Annotated in this window: 17 protein-coding genes; 14 read left to right on the top strand and 3 right to left on the bottom strand. The window is 68.4% G+C overall.

All coding sequences use genetic code 11. From position 1 onward, the window contains the following. Positions 1-90 precede the first annotated feature (90 nt). Positions 91-300 carry a twin transmembrane helix small protein gene (locus tag AC1Z3W_RS34620; RefSeq protein WP_034179103.1) on the bottom strand — a complete coding sequence of 70 codons (210 nt, stop codon included), beginning with the start codon at positions 298-300 and terminating at the stop codon, positions 91-93. Positions 301-384: 84 nt separating this feature from the next. Here AC1Z3W_RS34620 and AC1Z3W_RS34615 point away from each other — a divergent pair, with 84 nt between their 5' ends. Genes AC1Z3W_RS34615 through AC1Z3W_RS34595 form a run of 5 tightly spaced genes read left to right on the top strand, consistent with a single transcriptional unit; the run spans position 385 to position 4,467 of the window. Continuing rightward, positions 385-1,095: an SURF1 family protein gene (locus AC1Z3W_RS34615; protein WP_057926669.1), complete on the top strand. Its 711-nt coding sequence runs from the start codon at positions 385-387 to the stop codon at positions 1,093-1,095. Positions 1,096-1,155: 60 nt separating this feature from the next. Next, entirely contained in the window at positions 1,156-1,782 is a 627-nt protein-coding gene (locus AC1Z3W_RS34610) for an SCO family protein (RefSeq protein WP_057926494.1), read from the top strand. Between the two features lie 25 nt (positions 1,783-1,807). Further along, entirely contained in the window at positions 1,808-2,920 is a 1,113-nt protein-coding gene (locus AC1Z3W_RS34605) for a COX15/CtaA family protein (protein WP_057926495.1), read from the top strand. 8 nt (positions 2,921-2,928) lie between these two features. Then, positions 2,929-3,831, top strand: a complete 903-nt coding sequence (cyoE, locus tag AC1Z3W_RS34600; protein WP_057926496.1) for a heme o synthase — start codon at positions 2,929-2,931, stop codon at positions 3,829-3,831. A gap of 18 nt (positions 3,832-3,849) precedes the next feature. Further along, positions 3,850-4,467, top strand: coding sequence for an SCO family protein (locus AC1Z3W_RS34595; protein WP_057926497.1), 618 nt, complete (start codon positions 3,850-3,852; stop codon positions 4,465-4,467). A 153-nt stretch (positions 4,468-4,620) separates the two neighbouring features. On the opposite strand, the gene AC1Z3W_RS34590 is transcribed toward AC1Z3W_RS34595, so the two are convergent. Then, the gene (locus tag AC1Z3W_RS34590; protein WP_057926670.1) at positions 4,621-4,911 is read right to left on the bottom strand and encodes a YciI family protein; all 291 of its coding nucleotides are present in this window, start codon (positions 4,909-4,911) and stop codon (positions 4,621-4,623) included. Between the two features lie 246 nt (positions 4,912-5,157). Here AC1Z3W_RS34590 and AC1Z3W_RS34585 point away from each other — a divergent pair, with 246 nt between their 5' ends. Beyond that, positions 5,158-5,973, top strand: coding sequence for a MetQ/NlpA family ABC transporter substrate-binding protein (locus AC1Z3W_RS34585; protein WP_057926498.1), 816 nt, complete (start codon positions 5,158-5,160; stop codon positions 5,971-5,973). 110 nt (positions 5,974-6,083) lie between these two features. Here AC1Z3W_RS34585 and AC1Z3W_RS34580 read toward each other — a convergent pair whose 3' ends face one another. After that, a complete protein-coding gene (locus AC1Z3W_RS34580) occupies positions 6,084-6,392 on the bottom strand; it encodes a VF_A0006 family four-cysteine protein (RefSeq protein WP_124834260.1) in 309 nt (102 codons plus the stop codon). A 250-nt stretch (positions 6,393-6,642) separates the two neighbouring features. Here AC1Z3W_RS34580 and imuA point away from each other — a divergent pair, with 250 nt between their 5' ends. The 8 genes from imuA to nagE all read left to right on the top strand — a co-directional run bounded on the left by imuA (position 6,643) and on the right by nagE (position 19,707). Further along, the gene (imuA, locus tag AC1Z3W_RS34575) at positions 6,643-7,350 is read left to right on the top strand and encodes a translesion DNA synthesis-associated protein ImuA (RefSeq protein ID WP_057926500.1); all 708 of its coding nucleotides are present in this window, start codon (positions 6,643-6,645) and stop codon (positions 7,348-7,350) included. Continuing rightward, a complete protein-coding gene (locus AC1Z3W_RS34570; protein ID WP_483509410.1) occupies positions 7,283-8,770 on the top strand; it encodes a Y-family DNA polymerase in 1,488 nt (495 codons plus the stop codon). Before imuA ends, AC1Z3W_RS34570 begins: the two co-directional genes overlap by 68 nt. 6 nt (positions 8,771-8,776) lie before the next feature. Continuing rightward, positions 8,777-11,992 (top strand): error-prone DNA polymerase, encoded by a 3,216-nt coding sequence (locus tag AC1Z3W_RS34565; protein WP_483509409.1) that lies wholly within the window; start codon positions 8,777-8,779, stop codon positions 11,990-11,992. A 320-nt stretch (positions 11,993-12,312) separates the two neighbouring features. Further along, positions 12,313-13,047: a GntR family transcriptional regulator gene (locus AC1Z3W_RS34560; protein WP_124834257.1), complete on the top strand. Its 735-nt coding sequence runs from the start codon at positions 12,313-12,315 to the stop codon at positions 13,045-13,047. Between the two features lie 107 nt (positions 13,048-13,154). Beyond that, positions 13,155-14,258, top strand: coding sequence for an N-acetylglucosamine-6-phosphate deacetylase (nagA, locus tag AC1Z3W_RS34555; protein WP_057926504.1), 1,104 nt, complete (start codon positions 13,155-13,157; stop codon positions 14,256-14,258). Then, the gene (locus AC1Z3W_RS34550) at positions 14,251-15,258 is read left to right on the top strand and encodes an SIS domain-containing protein (protein WP_057926505.1); all 1,008 of its coding nucleotides are present in this window, start codon (positions 14,251-14,253) and stop codon (positions 15,256-15,258) included. Before nagA ends, AC1Z3W_RS34550 begins: the two co-directional genes overlap by 8 nt. A 15-nt stretch (positions 15,259-15,273) precedes the next feature. Then, complete coding sequence (ptsP, locus tag AC1Z3W_RS34545) at positions 15,274-17,856, top strand: phosphoenolpyruvate--protein phosphotransferase (protein WP_124834256.1); 2,583 nt, start codon at positions 15,274-15,276, stop codon at positions 17,854-17,856. A gap of 87 nt (positions 17,857-17,943) precedes the next feature. Next, complete coding sequence (gene nagE / locus AC1Z3W_RS34540) at positions 17,944-19,707, top strand: N-acetylglucosamine-specific PTS transporter subunit IIBC (RefSeq protein WP_057926507.1); 1,764 nt, start codon at positions 17,944-17,946, stop codon at positions 19,705-19,707. The last annotated feature ends 58 nt before the right edge of the window (positions 19,708-19,765 follow it).

The following is a 19,765-nucleotide window of genomic DNA, read 5'->3' as shown; positions in this document are numbered from 1 at the left end:
CCGGCGCCGCCGCGACTCAGTCAGGCGGCGCTTTTGCTTGGCGGCGCCGATGTGCGGCGATATGTCACAGCCGCTGCCGGGGCGAATGCATCAACGCCCGATCGGCAGGCCGGTCGAATGGATCCAGCCCATCCAGTTCGCGAGCAGGATGAACAGGAACAGCGAGACCGACAGCCCGACGCGGGTGGCAAGCGACCAGACCATGCGTTTCGTATGGCCGCGGTCGTGCATCATGAAGTAGAGCGCCGAGCCCATGCTGGCGATGATCAGGACGAAGGCGATGGGAACGAGGATGTGCATGACACGGACCGGACGACGGCAATTCGAAAGGACGAGGATAATTATCGCACTTCGCTTTCGCGAATGCGCCTGGCGGGTGGCCCGATGAAGATCCGCTGGCTGCCTGCGCTGCTGATTCTCGTCGTCGTCGCGGTCACGATCCGCCTCGGGTTCTGGCAGCGCGATCGCGCGCACCAGAAGGAAGCGCTGCAGGCGAACATCGTGCGTTACGAGCACGCGGCGCCCGTCGACGTCGGTGCGCAGCCGATTCCGCTTGCGTCGATCGAGTTCCACCGCGTGCGGGCCAGGGGCCGCTTCATGCCGGAGCAGGCGGTGTTCCTCGACAATCGGCCGTATAACGACCAGCCGGGTTTTTATGTCGTGATGCCGTTTAAACTCTCGGGCGGCGGCGTCGTGCTGGTGAACCGCGGCTGGCTGCCGCGCAACATCGCCGATCGCACGGCGATCGAGCCGTTCCCGACGCCCGACGGCGACATCGAGATCGAAGGCATCGCGCGCGCGGACGCATCGCGCGCGTTCGAGCTCGGCGAAGGCGGCTCGGCCGCGCACCAGAAGATCCGGCAGAACCTGGACGTCGCCACGTATGCAAAGGAAACGGGGCTGCCGCTGCAGCCGTTCGTGATCCAGCAGACGAGCGACGACGGCGACAAGCTCGTGCGCGACTGGCCGGCGGCGACGACCGGCGTCGAGCGCAATTACGGTTACATGTTTCAGTGGTGGGGCATGGCGGCGGCCGCGCTCGGTTTCGGCCTGTACGCCGCGCGGCGTGCAGCGAAGAAGTCGGCCAGCGCGTGAGCGCGATGCCCGGACGCGGCGCAAGCGCCGCGGGTTCGTTTCGAGAGGTCTGATTTGTCCATGCAATCTTCCCGTCAGGGTCCGGCCGCGACGCCGGTTTCGCCGGCGGCCCGCAAGCGCGGCCGCTGGATGCTCGTGCTGCTCGGGCTCGTGTGCGCGGCGCCGATCATCGCGTCGTACTTCACCTATTACGTGATCAAGCCGAAGGGCGGCTCGACCAACTACGGCACGCTGATCGAGCCGCAGCGGCCGATTCCGGCCGACCTGCAGGTCACCGACGAAACCGGCAAGATGGTGCCGCTGTCGTCGCTGCGCGGCGTGTGGCTGTTCGTGATGACCGACCGCAGCGCGTGCGACGACGCTTGCGCGCAAAAGCTCTATTTCATGCGGCAGATCCGCGTCACGCAGGCGGGCGAGCGGCACCGGATCACGATGGTGTGGCTGCGCAGCGATGCGGGCGCGATGCCGCAGAAGGTGCTGGAAGCCTACCCGGACACGCGCCGGCTGGTCGCCGACCCGGCCGCGGTGGCCGCATGGCTGCCGGCCGACGCCGGCACGAAGGACAGCGACCACCTCTACATGGTCGATCCGAACGGCAACCTGATGATGCGTTTCCCGAAGAACCCGAACCCCAGCAAGATCAAGTCGGATGTGACGAAGCTGCTGAAGTGGTCGAGCATCGGTTAAGGCGAGACGACGAGGCACACATTCGATGTCGTATCTACTGCAACTCGGCCTGATCGGCTCGTGCATCGCGCTGCTGCCGCTGTCGTACGTGTGGGTGAAGGCCGACGACAACAAGTTCCGCAAGCTGGTGTGGATCACTACGTTCCTGACGCTCGACCTGGTGATGTTCGGCGGTTTCACGCGGCTGACCGATTCGGGCCTCGGCTGCCCGGACTGGCCCGGCTGCTACGGCACGTCGTCGCCGTTCATCGCGCACGCCGCGATCACGGCCGCGCACCAGGCGATGCCAACCGGCCCCGTCAGCATGACGAAGGCATGGATCGAGATGATCCACCGCTATTTCGCGATGGCGATCGGCGTGCTGATCATCGCGCAGGTCGTGATCGCCTGGTCCGCGCGGCTGCGCCGCCGCCCGCTGCACGTGTCGCCGTGGTGGCCGACGAGCCTCTTGCTGCTGATCGTCGTGCAGGGCGTGTTCGGCGCGTGGACGGTCACGATGAAGCTGCAGCCGGTGATCGTCACGACCCACCTGTTGCTCGGCCTCATGCTGCTCGGCACACTCGGCTGGCTCGCGGCGCGGCAGACGCCGCTGCCGTCGCATGACCCGGAGGCCGGCCGCTACCGAGCGGCCGCGCTTGCCGCGCTGGTGCTGCTGGTCGTGCAGATCGCGCTCGGCGGCTGGGTGAGCACCAACTACGCGGTGCTCGCGTGTACCGATTTCCCGACCTGCAACGGTCAGTGGATTCCGCCGATGAACTTCAGCCAGGGCTTCCATCTGTGGCGCGCGCTCGGGATGACGAAGGACGGCGAGGCGATCACGCAGGATGCGCTGGTCGCGATCCACTGGACCCACCGCACGTTCGCGTTCGTCGTCGTCGCGTACCTGGCCGCGTTCGCGCTGAAGATGCGTCGCTTCGCGTCGCTGCGGCGGCCCGCGAACGGCGTGTTGCTGGTGGTCCTGCTGCAGTTCCTGACGGGCCTGACCAACATCGTGCTGCAGTGGCCGCTGCCGGTCGCCGTCGCGCACAACGGCGGCGCCGCGATCCTGCTGCTGCTCGTCGTCATGTTAAACTTTCGCATCCTTTCAAGCCGCCCCGGCCGTGTCGTGCAGCCCGCGCGCGACGCCGCCCCGGCGTGACCGTCCCCATGCAAAGCACCCTTTCCCAATCGCCCGGTAGCCGGTTTTCGCAGTACATGGCGCTGACGAAGCCGCGTGTCACGCAGCTCGCGGTGTTTTGCGCGGTGATCGGCATGTTTCTCGCGACGCCGGGCATGGTGCCGTGGCATGTGCTGATCGGCGGCACGGTCGGCATCTGGCTGCTGGCCGGCGCCGCGTTCGCGATCAACTGCCTCGTCGAGCAGAAGATCGACGCGATGATGCGCCGTACCGCATGGCGTCCGTCCGCGCGCGGCGAGATCACGCCCCCGCAGATCCTGCTGTTCTCGGCCGTGCTCGGCAGCGTCGGCGCGTGGACGCTCTATACGTTCACGAACCCGCTGACGATGTGGCTCACGATCGCGACGTTCGTCGGCTATGCGGTGATCTACACGCTGCTGCTCAAGCCGATGACGCCGCAGAACATCGTGATCGGCGGCGCGTCGGGCGCGATGCCGCCGGCGCTCGGCTGGGCCGCGGTCACCGGCGCGGTGCCTGGCGACGCGTGGATCCTCGTGCTGATCATCTTCGTGTGGACGCCGCCGCATTTCTGGGTGCTCGCGCTCTATCGCCGCAAGGACTACGAAAACGCGGGCCTGCCGATGCTGCCCGTCACGCACGGCGAGAAATTCACACGGCTGCACATCCTGCTGTACACGGTGATCCTGTTCGCGGTCACGCTGATGCCGTTCATCTCCGGGATGAGCGGCGCCGTCTACCTGACGAGCGCGGTGCTGCTCGGCGCGGTGTTCCTCGCGTATGCGTGGAAGATCTACCGCGAATATTCGGACGACCTCGCCCGCAAGGCTTTCCGCTACTCGATCGTCTACCTGTCGCTGCTGTTCGCCGCGCTGCTCGTCGATCACTATGCACGCCCGCTGCTCGGCGTGTAACCGCACGGTTTGAACGCAATGCTCCATTCATGGTTCGGGCGCCGCGCGCGCCAAGGCTGGATGCTCGCGTGCGCATTCGCGGCAGCCGCGCTGCTCGCGGGCTGCGACAACGCGCCGAAATTCCAGAATCTCGACATCACCGGCAACACGCAGTTCGGCACCGATTTCTCGCTGCCCGATACGACCGGCAAGGTGCGCACGCTCGCCGACTTCAAGGGCAAGGCTGTCGTGATGTTCTTCGGCTATACGCACTGTCCGGACGTGTGTCCGACGACGATGGCCGAACTGTCCGAGGCGCTCAAGCAGCTCGGCCCCGATGCCGCGAAGCGCGTGCAGGTGCTGTTCGTCACCGTCGATCCGGAGCGCGATACGCCCGCGCTGCTCGGCCAGTACGTGCCCGCATTCGATCCGTCGTTCATCGGCCTGCGGCCGGCCGACGAAGCGCAGCTCAAGAAAGTCACGAAGGATTTCCGCGTGTACTACGCGAAGGTGCAAGGCAAGGCGCCCGGCAGCTACACGATGGATCACACCGCCGCGAGCTACGTATTCGATCGCGACGGCAAGCTGCGCCTGTTCGTGCGCGACGGCCAGGGCCCCGGCCCGTGGGTCCATGACCTAAAGCTGCTGGTCGACTGAGCGGCACGCGCCGCATGATCGCCCGGGCGCTCGCCCGGCGAAACGCGTGACGGCCGCGACGCGCCGTCACGCATGTTTCCTGCTTTCTCTCGATTGGCATTCGCCGCCTCGCGCGGCGGCGTGCTTGCGCACGCGCATTCGTGCGCGAGCGCGTTACGGCAGCGCCGGCACGTTGAAACCCTGCGCGGCACGCGTGATCTTGAATTCGGTCACCCGATACGTCGCGAGCCCTTCGGTCACGAACGGATCGGTCTCGAGGATCGCGTCCAGTTCGCCGCGGTCGATGCGGGCCGCGAGGATCACGCCGCCTTCGCGCGGCACCTTGGGCCCCGCCGCGATGAAGATGCCGCGCTCGAACAGCGGCTGCAGATACGCGCGGTGGCGTTCGAGTGCATCGTCGATGCGCTCGAGCGATGCGTTGTAGTGGATGTCGATGACGTACATGGATGGCCCCGGAATGTCGCCGGCGCGTCGCACGCCGGCCAGCCGGTCTTTGTAGCACAGCTGCCGTTGCGTGTCGTGCCGGCCATCGAGTCGCCCATGCTCCGCGAGCACCGCCGCGGTGCATACCCATATGAGCGGGATGTATTTCACTTCCGGCCGATCCTGTGACACCATTTGCCCCTTCCTGCGAGTTCGGGCATACCCGTATCGCGCCCCATTTTCAGTTAGCAAGAAAGCGAGAAACAGATGAAGCGTCGCAGTCTCCTGAAGGTATTTTCCGTGCTGGCCACCGGTGCCGCGCTGACGCTGTCGGCGGGCGCGCACGCTGAAGACAAGGTGATCAAGGTCGGCACGGTCGCCGGTCCGGATTCGGAAGTGTGGCAGGTCGTGCAGAAGGTCGCGAAGGAGAAGGAAGGCCTGAACGTGAAGGTCATCGAGTTCAACGACTACGTGCAGCCGAACGCCGCGCTCGATTCGGGCGACCTCGACGCGAACAGCTTCCAGCATCAACCCTACCTCGACAGCCAGGTGAAGCAGCGCGGCTACAAGATCGTCAGCGCGGGTCTGACCTACATCTCGCCGATGGGCGTGTACTCGAAGAAGTTCAAGGCGCTGAAGGACCTGCCGCAAGGCGCGAAGCTCGCGGTGCCGAACGATCCGTCGAACGAGAACCGCGCGCTGCTGCTGCTGCAGACGCAAGGCGTGATCAAGCTGAAGGCCGGTGCCGGCACGGGCGGCAACAACGCGACGGTGCTCGACATCGCCGAGAACCCGAAGAAGCTGAAGATCTCCGAGCTTGACGCCGCGCAACTGCCGCGCGTGCTGTCGGACGTCGACGCAGCCGTGATCAACACGAACTACGCGCTCGCCGCGAACCTGCAGCCGACCAAGGACGCGATCGCGCTCGAATCGCTGACGAGCCCGTATGCGAACCTGATCGCCGTGCGCGCGAAGGACAAGGATCAGCCGTGGGTGAAGAAGCTGCTCAAGGCGTACCAGTCGACGGAAGTGAGGGAATTCATCAAGAAGCAGTTCAAGGGCTCGATGGTCGCGTCGTTCTGAACGCCGCACACCGGTCGGACCGCTGAAACGAAAGGGCCTGCATCGCGCGGGCCCTTTTTCATTGGCGCGGCCCGCAGGCAACTGCGCGGTGCCTGGTGTTCAGCGCCGCCTCACATCTCGCCGCGCCGCGAGCAGATCGACATGATCTGCTGGATCGCGTAGTTGTCGCGCACGCCCGGCAGCGACTGCACGACGCACTCGTGAAAGCGCCGCTCGCGCGGCAGCAGCATCGCGTTGTTGCGGTACAGCGCGTCGCAAGAGCGCTGAATCAGTTGGGCCGCTGCGCCGTTACGGCTCTCGCGCAGTGCGTTGAGCATGCAGTCGTCATACTGCGCATAGCCGTCGGTCAGCGCGAATGCCGCGCCCGGCAGCACCAGTGCGACGGCCGCGCACGCGATCGCACGGATTCCCCGTTTCATGTGCCCTCCGAGGGGGGACTGGGTCGGCGGACAGCATAACGTAAAGCGGCAAGTGCGGCTGACGCGTTGCGCCGATACCGGCGCGGACCGCAGCCGGCCGGGCAGCGCACGCGTTTCGCGGCGGTGCGGCGGCCGGGCGCGCCGGCTTCCTCCTCGTTTTCCCCTGACGAAAATACCGGCTTCGTACCAGCACTGTGCGACGCGAGCGCATTGCCATATACTGTACATCCATACAGTTGTGGGTGGCGTCATGCTCGCATCCTCCATTTCTCCCGAATCCCTTCATCCGTCGCTCTGGCGCGGCTCGCAGCTTGCGCGCGGCGGTCCGCGCACGATCGACACGGGTTTCGCGCCGCTGTCCGCCGAACTGCCGGGCGGCGGCTGGCCGGTCGGCGGGCTCGTCGAACTGCTGGCCGCTCAGCCGGGCTGCGGCGAGATGCGGCTGCTCGCGCCCGCGCTCGCGCGCACCGTCAGCGTGCGGCGTCCGCTCGCGCTCGTCGCGCCGCCGCAGTCGCCGCATGCGACCGCGCTGGCCGGTCTCGGCGTGCCGTCCGACGCGCTGCTGTGGCTGCGTGCCGGCAGCCGCACCGATGCATTGTGGGCCGCCGAGCAGGTGCTCCGGACGGGCTGCTGCGGTGCGCTGCTGCTCTGGCAGGACGCACGGCCCGATGCGCTGCGGCGCCTGCATCTCGCGGCCGCGCGCACCGGCGACACGCTGTTCGTGATGCTGCGCCCGCTGTCGGCAGCGCGGCAGCCGTCGCCGGCCGTGCTGCGCGTCGCGCTGCATCCGGTGCCGGGCGGCGTGTCGCTCGACATCGTCAAGCGTCGCGGGCCCGCGCACAGCGAGCCGCTCGTGCTCGATTTGCCGTCGCCCATCGTGGAGAGCCGCTATGCGCGTCTTGCTCGGCATCCATCTGCCGCGCCTGCCGCTCGACGTGTGCGTCGCGCCTCCGTCTGACGGCGAGGCCGGCGACGCGGGTTGCGCGGTGCTCGAGCAGGGTGTCGTGCTGATCGCCGACGCGCCCGCGCGCCGGCAGGGCGTGCGCGCGGGCATGAAGCGCGGCGGCGTGCTGACGCTCGCACCCGACATGCGGCTCGTCGAACGCGATCCCGCCCGCGAGGCCGATGCGCTGCGCGCGGTCGCGCTCGCGTTGCTGCGCTTCTCGCCGTGCGTCGCGCTCGACGACGAAGCGACGCTGATCGTCGACGTCGGTCCGAGCCTGCGCCTGTTCGGCGGCCTGCCGTCGCTGTGCCGCCAGGTGCGCGCGACGCTCGCGGCGCTCGGCTATGCGGCGCGCCTGTCCGCCGCGCCGACCGGGCGCGGCGCGTGGTTGCTCGCGCGCACGTCGGCGCGTGCGCGCATCCGGCGCCGCGTGGCCGGGCCGGCTTCGCTCGTCCGTGCGCTCGATCGTCTGCCGTGCGTGCTGCTGCCCGACGCACGCCCGTATGCGGGCTGGTTCGACGGCCTCGGCTGCCGCACGCTCGCCGATCTGCGCGGCCTGCCGCGCGCGGGGCTGCAGCGCCGCTGCGGTCCGGCGCTGCTCGCCGCGCTCGATCGCGCGTACGGCGATGCGGTCGAGCCGCTCGCGTGGATGGCGGTGCCGCCCGTGTTCGACGTGCGGCTCGAATTGCCGGAGCGCGTCGAATACGCGGAAGCCGTGCTGTTCGCCGCGCGACGGCTCGTCGTGCAGCTGTGCGGGTGGCTGGCCGCGCGGCAGCTGTCGCTGGCCGCGATGACGTTCGATCTCGAGCACGAGCGCGGCCGCCAGGCCGTGCCGCCGACGCCGCTCGAACTCGCGTTCGCCGCGCCCGTGCGCGACGACGCGCACTTCATGCGACTGCTCGGCGAGCGGCTCGCGCGCGTCGAGTTGCCGGCCGCGGTGATCGCGGTGCGGCTGAAGGCCACGCGCGTCGAATCGGTCGCGCCGCCGGCCGACGATCTCTTTCCCGAGCCGGGCGGCACGAAAGAGACGCGCGCGCGGCTGTTCGAACTGCTGGTTGCGCGGCTCGGCGCGGAGAACGTGTTGCGCGCGGCGCCCGTTGCCGATTACCGGCCCGAAGCCGCGAACCGCTGGCTGCCGCTCGATGCGCAGGCGGGCAAGCCGGCCTGCGGGTTGCCGGCCGCGCCGCCGCGTCCCGCGTGGCTGCTGGCCGAGCCGCAGCCGCTCTTGATGCGCGAGAACCGGCCGGTGTTCCATACGCCGCTCAGGATGATGTCGTCGGCCGAGCGGATCGAAGCCGGGTGGTTCGACGGGCAACTGGCCGCACGCGATTACCACGTCGCCCAGGACGAGGCCGGTGCGTGCTACTGGGTGTTCCTGGAGCGTTCGGGAAGCCAGGCCGAGCCGCACTGGTTCCTGCACGGCTTGTTCGGGTGAACGGCAATGGTTGCGGAACTCGGTTGGTTGCCCGATTACGCGGAGTTGTTCTGCCGGTCGAACTTTTCGTTCCTGCATGGCGCGTCGCATGCGGACGAACTGGTCGAGCGGGCGGCCAAGCTCGGCTATCGCGGGATCGCGATCACCGACGAATGCTCGCTGGCCGGCGCGCCGCGCATGCATGTCGCGGCAAAGGCGCAAGGGCTGCCGCTCGTCATCGGGTCGTATTTCGAAGTTACACCGGATGAAGCCGCACCGGGCCACGATCCGGGCCCCGGCGCGTTCGGGCTCGTGCTGCTTGTGCAGAACCGGGAGGGTTACGGCAATCTTTCCGAGCTGATTTCGTGGCGGCGGATGGCCGCGCCGAAGGGCACTTACACGTTGACGTCGCGGATGCTGTCGGCGCCGCCTGCGGAGTTCGCGCACCTGCGCGGCATGCCCGACTGCTTCGCGATTCTCGTGCCCGCGTATCCGGTGCGTGCGGACGTGCTCGACGCGCAGGTCGCATGGTTTCGTGCAACCTTCGGCGAGCGCGCGCGGCTCGGGCTTGTGCAATTGCAGCGCGCGCTCGACGGCGCGCAGCGCGACGAGATTCGCGCGGCCGGCGAGCGGCGCGGCGTGCGTATCGTCGCGCTCGGCGACGTGACGATGCACCGGCGTTCCTGCAAGCCGCTGCAGGACGTGATGACGGCGATCCGCGTCGGGATGCCTGTTTCGGAGTGCGGATATGCGCTCGCGCCGAATGCGGAACAGCATCTGCGCGCGCGCAACCGGATCGCGCAGCTGTTTTCGGCGGAGGAGATCGCGCAGACGTGCGCGATTCTCGACGCGTGCGATTTCGAACTCGACACGCTTCGCTACGAGTATCCGGACGAAATCGTGCCAGCGGGGCACACGCCGACGAGCTACCTGGAACAGGAAACCCGGGCAGGCGCGGCCGCGCGTTATCCGCAGGGTATTCCGGAAAAGGTCGCGGGGCTGATCAAGCATGAACTCGACCTGATTGCGAAGCTGAGCTATGAGCCGTTCTTCCTGACCGTCTACGACATCGTCAAATACGCACGCAGCCGGAACATCCTGTGTCAGGGTCGCGGCTCGGCCGCGAACTCGGTCGTCTGCTATTGCCTCGGCATCACCGAGGTCAATCCCGATCAGAGCACGATGCTGTTCGAGCGCTTCATCAGCGAGAAGCGCGGCGAGCCGCCCGACATCGACGTCGACTTCGAGCATCAGCGCCGGGAAGAGGTCATTCAGCATATCTACGAAAAATACGGCAAGGATCGCGCCGCACTCGCGGCGGCCGTCTCGACGTACCGCCCGCGCGGCGTGCTGCGAGAAACCGGCAAGGCGCTCGGTGTCGATCCGATGCTGGTCGACCGCGTTGCGAAGGGGCATCGCTGGTTCGACGGCAGCCGCAACCTGCTGCAGCAATTCGCATCGACCGGCCTCGACCCGGCGACACCGATCATTCGCGCATGGGCCGAACTGGCCGGGCGCTTGCTGAACTTTCCGCGTCACCTGTCGCAGCACTCGGGCGGCTTCGTGATCAGCCGCGGCAAGCTCACGCGGCTCGTGCCGGTCGAGAACGCGGCGATGGACGGGCGGCGCGTGATCCAGTGGGACAAGGACGATCTCGAGGCGCTCGAGTTGATGAAGGTCGACGTGCTTGCGCTCGGCATGCTGTCGGCGCTGCATCGCGCGTTCGACATGCGCACAGCGTGGCGCGGGCCGCAGGAGGACGGCGAGCCGTTCACGCTGAAGCACATTCCGCAGGATGACGAAGAAACCTACGACATGATCTGCGGCGCCGATACGGTCGGCGTGTTCCAGATCGAATCGCGTGCGCAGATGTCGATGCTGCCGCGCTTGCGGCCGCGCAACTACTACGACCTCGTCGTTCAGGTGTCGATCGTGCGGCCCGGGCCGATCCAGGGCGGCGCCGTGCATCCGTACCTGAAGCGGCGCAGGATCGTGGCAGGCGAAGAGGACGGCGAGGTCACGTATCCGAGCGACGCGCTCAAGGAAGTGCTCGAACGCACGCTCGGCGTGCCGATCTTCCAGGAACAGGTGATGCAGATCGCGATCGTCGCGGCGGGCTTCACGCCAGGGGAGGCCGACGAGCTGCGCCGCGCGATGGCCGCGTGGAAGCGCAAGGGCAACCTCGAGAAGTATCACGACAAGATCGTCGACGGGATGCTCGAACGCAACTACACGCGCGAATTCGCCGAACAGATCTTCGAGCAGATCAAGGGCTTCGGCGAATACGGTTTCCCCGAGAGCCACGCGGCCAGCTTCGCGAAACTCGCCTATGCGAGCAGCTGGCTCAAATGCCACGAACCGGCGATTTTCGTCGCGTCGCTGCTGAACAGCCAGCCGATGGGTTTCTATCCACCGTCGCAGCTCGTGCAGGACGCGAAGCGTCATGGCGTGAAGGTCTTTCCGGCCGACGTCACGCGTAGTGGCTGGGAAGCGTCGCTCGAAGCGCTGCCCGGTCAGCCGCCGCCATACGGCCAGCCGGCGGTGCGGCTCGGCCTGTCGCTCGTGCGCGGGCTCGGCGAGGCCGCGGCGCGGCGCATCGAGGCCGCGCGCGCGGCCGGCCCGTTCGAGAGCGTCGACGCGCTCGCGCGCCGCGCACAGCTCGAACGGCGCGATCTCGAAGCGCTCGCCGCCGCGAATGCGCTCGCGACGCTCGCCGGTCATCGGCGCGATGCGCTGTGGCAGGCCGTCGCAGCGGCGCCCGAGCGCGACCTGCTCGCCGCCGCGTCGATCGACGAAACGGAGCGACCCGTGCTCGGCGCGCCGTCGGAAGCCGACGACATCCTCGCCGACTATCACACCACCGGCCTCACGCTGAACCGCCACCCGGTCGCGCTGCTGCGGCCCGCGTTGCGCGCGCATCGGCTGTCGTCCTCGGCCGAGTTGCGCGACCGTCCCGACGGCCGGCTCGCGCGAGCGTGCGGGCTCGTGATCGCGCGGCAGATGCCGGGCACCGCGAAGGGCGTGATGTTCATGACGCTCGAGGACGAAACGGGCTGCGTGAACGTGATCGTGCGGCCCGAGCTGCTCGCGCGGCAGCGCCGCGAAACGCTCGATTCGCGGCTGCTCGCGGCGTCGGGCGTATGGCAGGTCGTCAGCGGCGTGAGGCACCTCGTCGCGCAGTATTTCGAGGATCTGACGCCGCTGCTCGGCGGCCTGCGCACGTCGAGCCGCGAGTTCCATTGACGCAGCGCGCCGGCACGCCGCTCGCGCGCTGCCGCCGGATGCATACCAGTCGATCAAATTGGTTCTATTCAGGTATCGTTTTCGCCACACGAAGCCCGCCGAATCCGGCACCGGAACGGTCCCCTTGCATACCACTTCGGGTAAATCCCTATCCTGCATCGCATTGTAAACAAAGGCTTTCCCGCTACTAAAACGCTTGTGTGGCAAGGCTTCCGGCGATTTTCGCGACGCTAATACCAGTTCGTTGACTGGTATTATTGTGGTTATATAATGCGTTCACTTTCGACGGTCCGAGATCGTCGCCCGACACCCGGAGGCACATGGAAACCGGCTGGTCCGAACTGGCGCCCGATTCCCTCGACGACACACCGCTGTATCTGCAGCTCGCCCGCAACCTGGCGAGCGCGATTCACGCCGGCGCGTGGCGGGCCGGAGAGGCGCTGCCGTCGGAGCGGCTGCTGTCGGGGGCGGTCGGCGTGTCGCGGATCACGGCCCGCCGTGCGCTCGCGCTGCTGGTCGAGCAGGGGCTGATCAAGCGGGCGCGCGGTGCGGGCAGCTTCATCACGCCGCGTGTCGCCGATCCGCTGTCGCGTCTCGTCGGCTTCACCGCGAAGATGCAGCAGCGCGGCTTCACGCCCGATTCGGTGTGGCTGTCGCGCACGCTGCGCGCCGCGAGCCGCGACGAGATCACGCGGCTCGGTCTCGCGCCGGGCGCGACGGTCGCGCGGCTCGAACGTCTGCGCCGCGCGGACGGCATCGTGATGGCCGTCGAGCATTCGACGCTGCCGGCCGCGGTGGTGCCGGATCCGCAGGCGCTCGGCACGTCGCTGTACGAATACCTCGACGCGCGCGGGATGACCGTCGTGCGCGCGCTGCAGCACTTTCGCGCGGCAAACGCGACGCACGAGATCGCGAAGTGGATGGCGGTGAAGCCGGGCTCGGCGCTGCTCGTGATCACGCGCATCGGCTACGGCGTCGACCAGCGTGCGATCGAAGTGACCGAAACGTATTGCCGCGACGACTATTACGACTTCGTCGCCGAACTGAAACGCTGACGCGCGAGACTGCCCGCGCGCCACGCGCAACGGAACGCAACGAAGCACAACGGATTTGCAAATCGCGACGCGGATGTCCGCGTCACCAGATCATCTAGAGAAACGTCATGCTGACTGGAAACATCCTTACCCCCGACGGCTGGATTCACGGTTCGCTCGACAGCGAGAACGGCCGCATCACCACGCTCGACGGCACGCCCGCCGATCCCGCGAAGAACGACGCGCCGTACATCCTGCCCGGCTTCATCGACCTGCATGTGCACGGCGGCGGCGGCGCCGACGTGATGGAAGGCGGCGACGTGATCGAGACGATTGCGCGCACGCACGCGCAATTCGGCACGACGAGCCTGCTCGCGACGACGATGACCGCGCCGCGCGACGAACTGATGCAGGTCGTCGCGAACCTCGGCACCGTCGCGCGCACCCGCTCGCCGGGCGGCGCGCGCGTGCTCGGCGTGCACCTCGAAGGGCCGTACATCAACCCCGGCAAGCTCGGCGCGCAGCCGGACGCGGCCGTGTCGGCCGTGCTCGACGAAGTGCTGAAGTACCTGTCGATCGCGCCGATCCGGGTCGTCACGCTCGCACCGGAAATCGCCGGCCACATCGAGATCATCGGCGAGATGGCCGCGCGCGGCGTGCGTGTGCAGCTCGGTCACTCGCTCGCGACCTACGACGACGCGGTGGCCGCGCTCAAGCACGGCGCGTGCGGCTTCACGCACCTGTTCAACGCGATGTCGCCGCTGCATCACCGCAACCCGGGCCTGGTGGGCGCCGCGCTCGCGCATGCCGAATACGCGGAAATCATTCCCGACCTGCTGCACGTGCACCCGGGCGCGATTCGTGCGGCGCTGCGCGCGATTCCGCGCCTGTACGTCGTGACCGACAGCACGTCCGCCACCGGCATGCCCGACGGCGAATACCGTCTCGGCAGCCAGCACGTGACGAAGTGCCTCGGCGGCGTGCGGCTCGCCGACGGCACGCTCGCCGGCAGCACGCTGACGATGGACCAGGCGCTGCGCAACCTCGTGTCGCTCGGCCTGCCGATCGCCGACGTGTCGAACCGGATGTCGCGCTATGCGGCCGACTATCTCGGCGTTGCCGATCGCGGCCGCCTCGAGCGCGGCGCATGGGCCGACCTCGTGGTGTTCGATCGCGACCTGAACCTCACCGCGACCTACGTCGAAGGAGAATCGATTGTCGAATATGCTTAAGGAAGCGCGCGAGTCCGCCCAGGTCGTCGCCGCGCAGCTCGCCGATACGACGCGCGTCGAAGCGCTCGCCGGCCAACTGCTCGATCATCCGCCGGCCGTCTCGCTGACGGTCGCGCGCGGCAGCTCGGATCACGCCGCGAGTTATTTCGCGAGCCTGACGATGAGCCGCCTCGGCGTGCCGGTCGCGTCGCTGCCGATGTCGGTCGCGACGCTGCAGCAGGCGAAGCTGTTGGTGCAGGACCAACTTGCGATCGCCTTCTCCCAGTCGGGCAAGAGCCCCGATCTCGTCAATACGATGGCCGCGCTGCGCGAAGCCGGCGCGCGCACCGTCGCCGCCGTCAACGTGCTGCCGTCGCCGCTCGCCGACGCGTGCGAGCACCAGCTGCCGCTGCTGGCCGGCCCCGAACTGTCGGTCGCCGCGACCAAGAGCTATATCGCGATGCTGTCGCTGTCGGCGCAGATCGTCGCGTACTGGCAGCGCGACGCCGCGCTGATGACCGCATTGCGCGGCCTGCCCGACGTGCTCGCGCAAGCCGGCCGGCTCGACTGGTCGTCGGCCGTCGCCGCGCTCGCGGGCGTCGAGCGGATGATCGTGATCGGCCGTGGCCTGGGCCTCGCGATCGCGCAGGAAGCCGCGCTGAAGCTGAAGGAAACCTCCGGCATCCAGGCCGAGGCGTTCTCGAGCGCCGAAGTCCGTCACGGCCCGATGGAGCTGATCGACCGCGACTATCCGCTGCTCGTGTTCGCACCGCCGGGGCCAGAGCAGGCCGGCCTGCTGCAGCTCGCGCAGGACATGCGCGCACGCGGCGCCGCGGTGCTGCTCGCGGCGCCCGCCGGCACGCCCGGCGCGACGCTGCCGCTTGCGCAGTCCGCTCATTCGGCGCTCGACCCGATCGCCGCCATTCTTTCGTTCTACGTGATGGCGGCGGATCTCGCCGTCGCGCGCGGCCGCAATCCCGACACGCCGCGCCACCTGAACAAAGTCACCGAAACGCACTGATAGCCGAGACAGCCGATGAGACGCGCCGAGGAGTCCCAGTTGAAGAGTTCCACCCATGATCCGATCGTTCTGCTGAGCCCCTTGACCGGGCCGATCGTCGCACTGGCCGATGTGCCCGATCCGGTGTTCTCCGGCGGGATGTTCGGCGACGGCATCGGCATCGACCCGCTCGCGGGCAAGCTCGTCGCGCCGTGCGCCGGCATCGTGTCGCATCTCGCGCGCACCGGCCATGCGGTGACCATCACGACGCCGCAAGGCGCGGAAGTGCTGCTGCACATCGGCATCGACACCGTGGAGCTGAACGGGCAGGGCTTCACCGCGCGCGTCGAGGCCGGCGCGCGTGTCGAAGCGGGCGACTTGCTGATCGAATTCGACCAGGACGCGGTCGCACGCAGTGCGCATTCGCTGGTCTCGGTGATCGCGATCGCGAACTCCGATGCATTCGACGTCGTCGAGCGCGCGAGCGGTTTCGCGACGGCCGGCGAGACGCCGCTCCTGACGCTGCGCGGCAAGGGCGAAGCCGCCGCGCAGGCGGCGCAGGCCGGCGCCGCGGCGATGAACGAAGTGCGCCGCGAGATCGTGCTGACGCAGCCGGGCGGCCTGCATGCACGGCCGGCCGCGCGGGCGCGCGAAGCCGCGCGCGGGCTCGACGCACATGTCGACGTGCATTTCGACGGCCGCAAGGCGCCGATCGCAAGCGTGGTCGGCCTGCTCGGCCTCGGCGCCGGCGAAGGTGCGACGATCGAACTGGTCGGCCGCGGCGCGCACGCGCAGCAAGCCGTCGAAGCGGTCGAGCACGAACTGCTGCGTGAAGCGCATGGCGAAGTCGAGGAAACGCCGGCTAGGCTCAAGTCGCCCGCGCCGCAGATGGTCGTGCACCATACCGGCGCGTCGCTCGATCCGAACACGCTCGCGGGTGTGTGCGCGGCACCCGGCATCGCGGTCGGCACGCTCGTGCGTCTCGACGATGCGGACATCGTGCCGCCCGAGCAGGCGACCGGCACGCCCGCGTCGGAAAGCCGACAGCTCGATCAGGCGCTGAAGGCGGTCGACGCCGAACTCGACGAAACGGTGCGCAACGCATCGGCGCGCGGCGCGGTCGGTGAGGCGGGGATTTTCGCGGTGCATCGCGTGCTGCTCGAGGATCCGACGCTGGTCGACGCGGCGCGCGACCAGATCAGCCTCGGCAAGAGCGCGGGCTTCGCGTGGCGCGCGACGATCCGCGCGCAGATCGACACGCTGTCGAAGCTCGACGACGCGCTGCTCGCCGAGCGCGCGGCCGACCTGCGTGACATCGAGAAGCGCGTGTTGCGCGCGCTCGGTCATACGAGCGGCGCGACGCGCACGCTGCCCGACGAGGCCGTGCTCGCGGCCGAGGAATTCACGCCGTCGGACCTGTCGTCGCTCGATCGCCAGCGCGTGACCGCGCTCGTGATGGCGCGCGGCGGCGCGACGTCGCATGCGGCGATCATCGCGCGCCAGCTTGGCATTCCGGCGCTTGTCGCGGTCGGCGACGCGCTCTACGCGATTCCGGACGGCACGCAGGTTGTCGTCGATGCGAGCGCGGGCCGTCTTGAACACGCGCCGACCGCGCTCGACGTCGAGCGCGCGCGCCACGAACGCCAGCGCCTGGACGGCGTGCGCGAAGCGAACCGGCAGATGGCCGGCACCGGCGCCGCGACCGTCGACGGCCGCGCGATCGAGGTTGCCGCGAACATCGCGACGCTCGACGACGCGAACACCGCGGTCGACAACGGCGCGGACGCGGTCGGCCTGTTGCGCACCGAGCTGATGTTCATCCATCGCCAGGCCGCGCCGAGCGTCGTCGAACACCAGCAGAGCTACCAGTCGATCGTCGATGCGCTGCAGGGCCGCACCGCGATCATCCGCACGCTCGACGTCGGCGCCGACAAGGAAGTCGACTACCTGACGCTGCCGCCCGAACCGAACCCGGCGCTCGGCCTGCGCGGCATCCGCCTCGCGCAGGTGCGCCCCGATCTGCTCGACGATCAGTTGCAGGGCCTGCTCGCGGTGAAGCCGTTCGGCGCGGTGCGCATCCTGCTGCCGATGGTGACGGATGCGGGCGAGATCGTGCGGCTGCGCAAGCGCATCGACGAATTCGCGCGTGCACAGGGCCGCACCGAGCCGATCGAGGTCGGCGTGATGATCGAGGTGCCGTCGGCGGCGCTGCTCGCCGACCAGCTCGCGCAGCACGCGGATTTCCTGTCGATCGGCACCAACGACCTGACGCAATACACGCTCGCGATGGACCGCTGCCAGGCCGATCTGGCCGCGCAGTCCGATGGCCTGCATCCGGCCGTGCTGCGCCTGATCGATATCGCGGTGCGCGGTGCCGCGAAGCACGGCAAGTGGGTCGGCGTGTGCGGCGCGCTGGGCGGCGATCCGCTCGCGGTGCCGATCCTGGTGGGCCTCGGTGTGACCGAGCTGTCGGTCGACCCCGTATCGGTGCCGGGCATCAAGGCGCGCGTGCGCCGTCTCGATTACCAGCTGTGTCGCCAGCGTGCGCAGGACCTGCTCGCACTCGACTCGGCACAGGCGGTAAGGGCAGCAAGCCGCGAGGTCTGGCCGCTCGACTGAACGTCGGCGGCGGGCGCGCGACCCGTTTCACTACGAAAGCAATTAGGTCAACGACGATTAATGACGAGACATGGATTGGAGGACTGAATGGACGGGAATCCGTTTCTGAAGATACAGGGGCTGGGCCGGGCGCTGATGCTGCCGATCGCGGTGTTGCCGGTCGCCGGCATCCTGCTGCGGCTCGGACAGCCGGACGTGTTCAACATCAAGATGATCGCCGACGCTGGCGGCGCGATCTTCGACAACTTGCCGCTCCTGTTCGCGATCGGCGTGGCGGTCGGTTTCGCGAAGGACAACAACGGCGTGGCGGCACTCGCGGGCGCGATCGGCTACCTGATCGAAACCGCGATCATGAAGGACATCGATCCCAAGCTGAACATGGGCGTGCTGTCCGGGATCATCGCCGGCGTGGTCGCGGGCCTGCTGTACAACCGCTACAAGGACATCAAGCTGCCGGACTACCTCGCGTTCTTCGGCGGCAAGCGGTTCGTGCCGATCATCACGGGGCTCGTGTGCGTGATACTCGGCATCGTATTCGGATACGTATGGCAGCCGATCCAGCATGCGATCGACGCGGCCGGCCAGTGGCTGACGACGGCGGGCGCGATCGGTGCGTTCGTGTTCGGCTTCCTGAACCGCCTGCTGCTCGTCACGGGCCTGCACCACATCATCAACTCGCTCGCGTGGTTCGTGTTCGGCAACTTCACGCCGCCGGCCGGCGGCGAGATCGTGCACGGCGACCTGCACCGCTTCTTCGCGGGCGATCCGACCGCGGGCACCTTCATGGCCGGCTTCTTCCCGATCATGATGTTCGGCCTGCCGGCCGCGTGTCTCGCGATGCTGCACGAAGCGCCGAAGGAGCGCCGCGCGATGGTCGGCGGCCTGCTGTTCTCGATGGCGCTCACGTCGTTCCTGACCGGTGTGACCGAGCCGATCGAATTCAGCTTCATGTTCCTCGCGCCGGTGCTGTACGTGATTCATGCGGTGCTCACGGGGCTGTCGCTCGCGATCTGCCAGATCCTCGGCGTGAAGCTCGGCTTCACGTTCTCGGCCGGCGCGATCGACTACGTGCTGAACTACGGGCTGTCGACGAAGGGCTGGATCGCGATTCCGCTCGGCATCGCGTACGGCGCCGCGTATTACGGGCTGTTCCGCTTCTTCATCCGCAAGTTCAACATGGCGACGCCGGGCCGCGAGCCGGCCTCGGCCGATGCGGCGACCGAGTCGTACGCATCGGGCGGTTTCGTCGCACCGGCTGGCGGTGCCGCGGCGGCCGCGCCGCGTGCGCAGCGCTACATCGCCGCGCTCGGCGGTGCGGGCAACCTGACGGTCGTCGACGCATGCACGACGCGCCTGCGCCTGACCGTCGTCGATCCGGAGAAGGTGTCGGAGCCTGAACTGAAGTCGATCGGCGCGCGCGGCGTGCTCAAGCGCGGCGGCAACAGCGTGCAGGTGATCATCGGGCCCGAGGCCGACATCATTGCCGACGAGATGCGTTCGGCGATCGGCAGCGGCGCGACGGGTGCCGCGGCGACGGCAACGACCGCGGCTGCGCAGCCAGTCACGGGCGCGGCGGCCGGCCCGCTCGATCCCGATCCGCTGCGCTGGCTCGCGGTGTTCGGCGGTGCGACCAACGTCGCATCGCTCGACGCGATCGCGACCACGCGCCTGCGTGTCGTCGTGCGCGACGCATCGGCGGTCGATCGCGATCGACTCGGTGCGCTCGACGTCGCATGGGTGTCGCCGGACACGTTACACATCGTCTGCGGCAACGCGGCGCCACGCTATGCGGAACAGCTCGGCGCACGCCTGCCGCCGACGGGCGGCGGTGCGGCCGCGCAACCGGCCTGATCCGGCATGACGCGATGAGGCGGGGCCGGTCCGCGTAGCGGGTCCGGGCCGCAGGGCA

This window comes from Burkholderia sp. 10_S31, from assembly GCF_056930375.1.
Note: the sequence above shows the minus strand (reverse complement) of the source record. Positions and strands in the feature narration are given on the sequence as shown.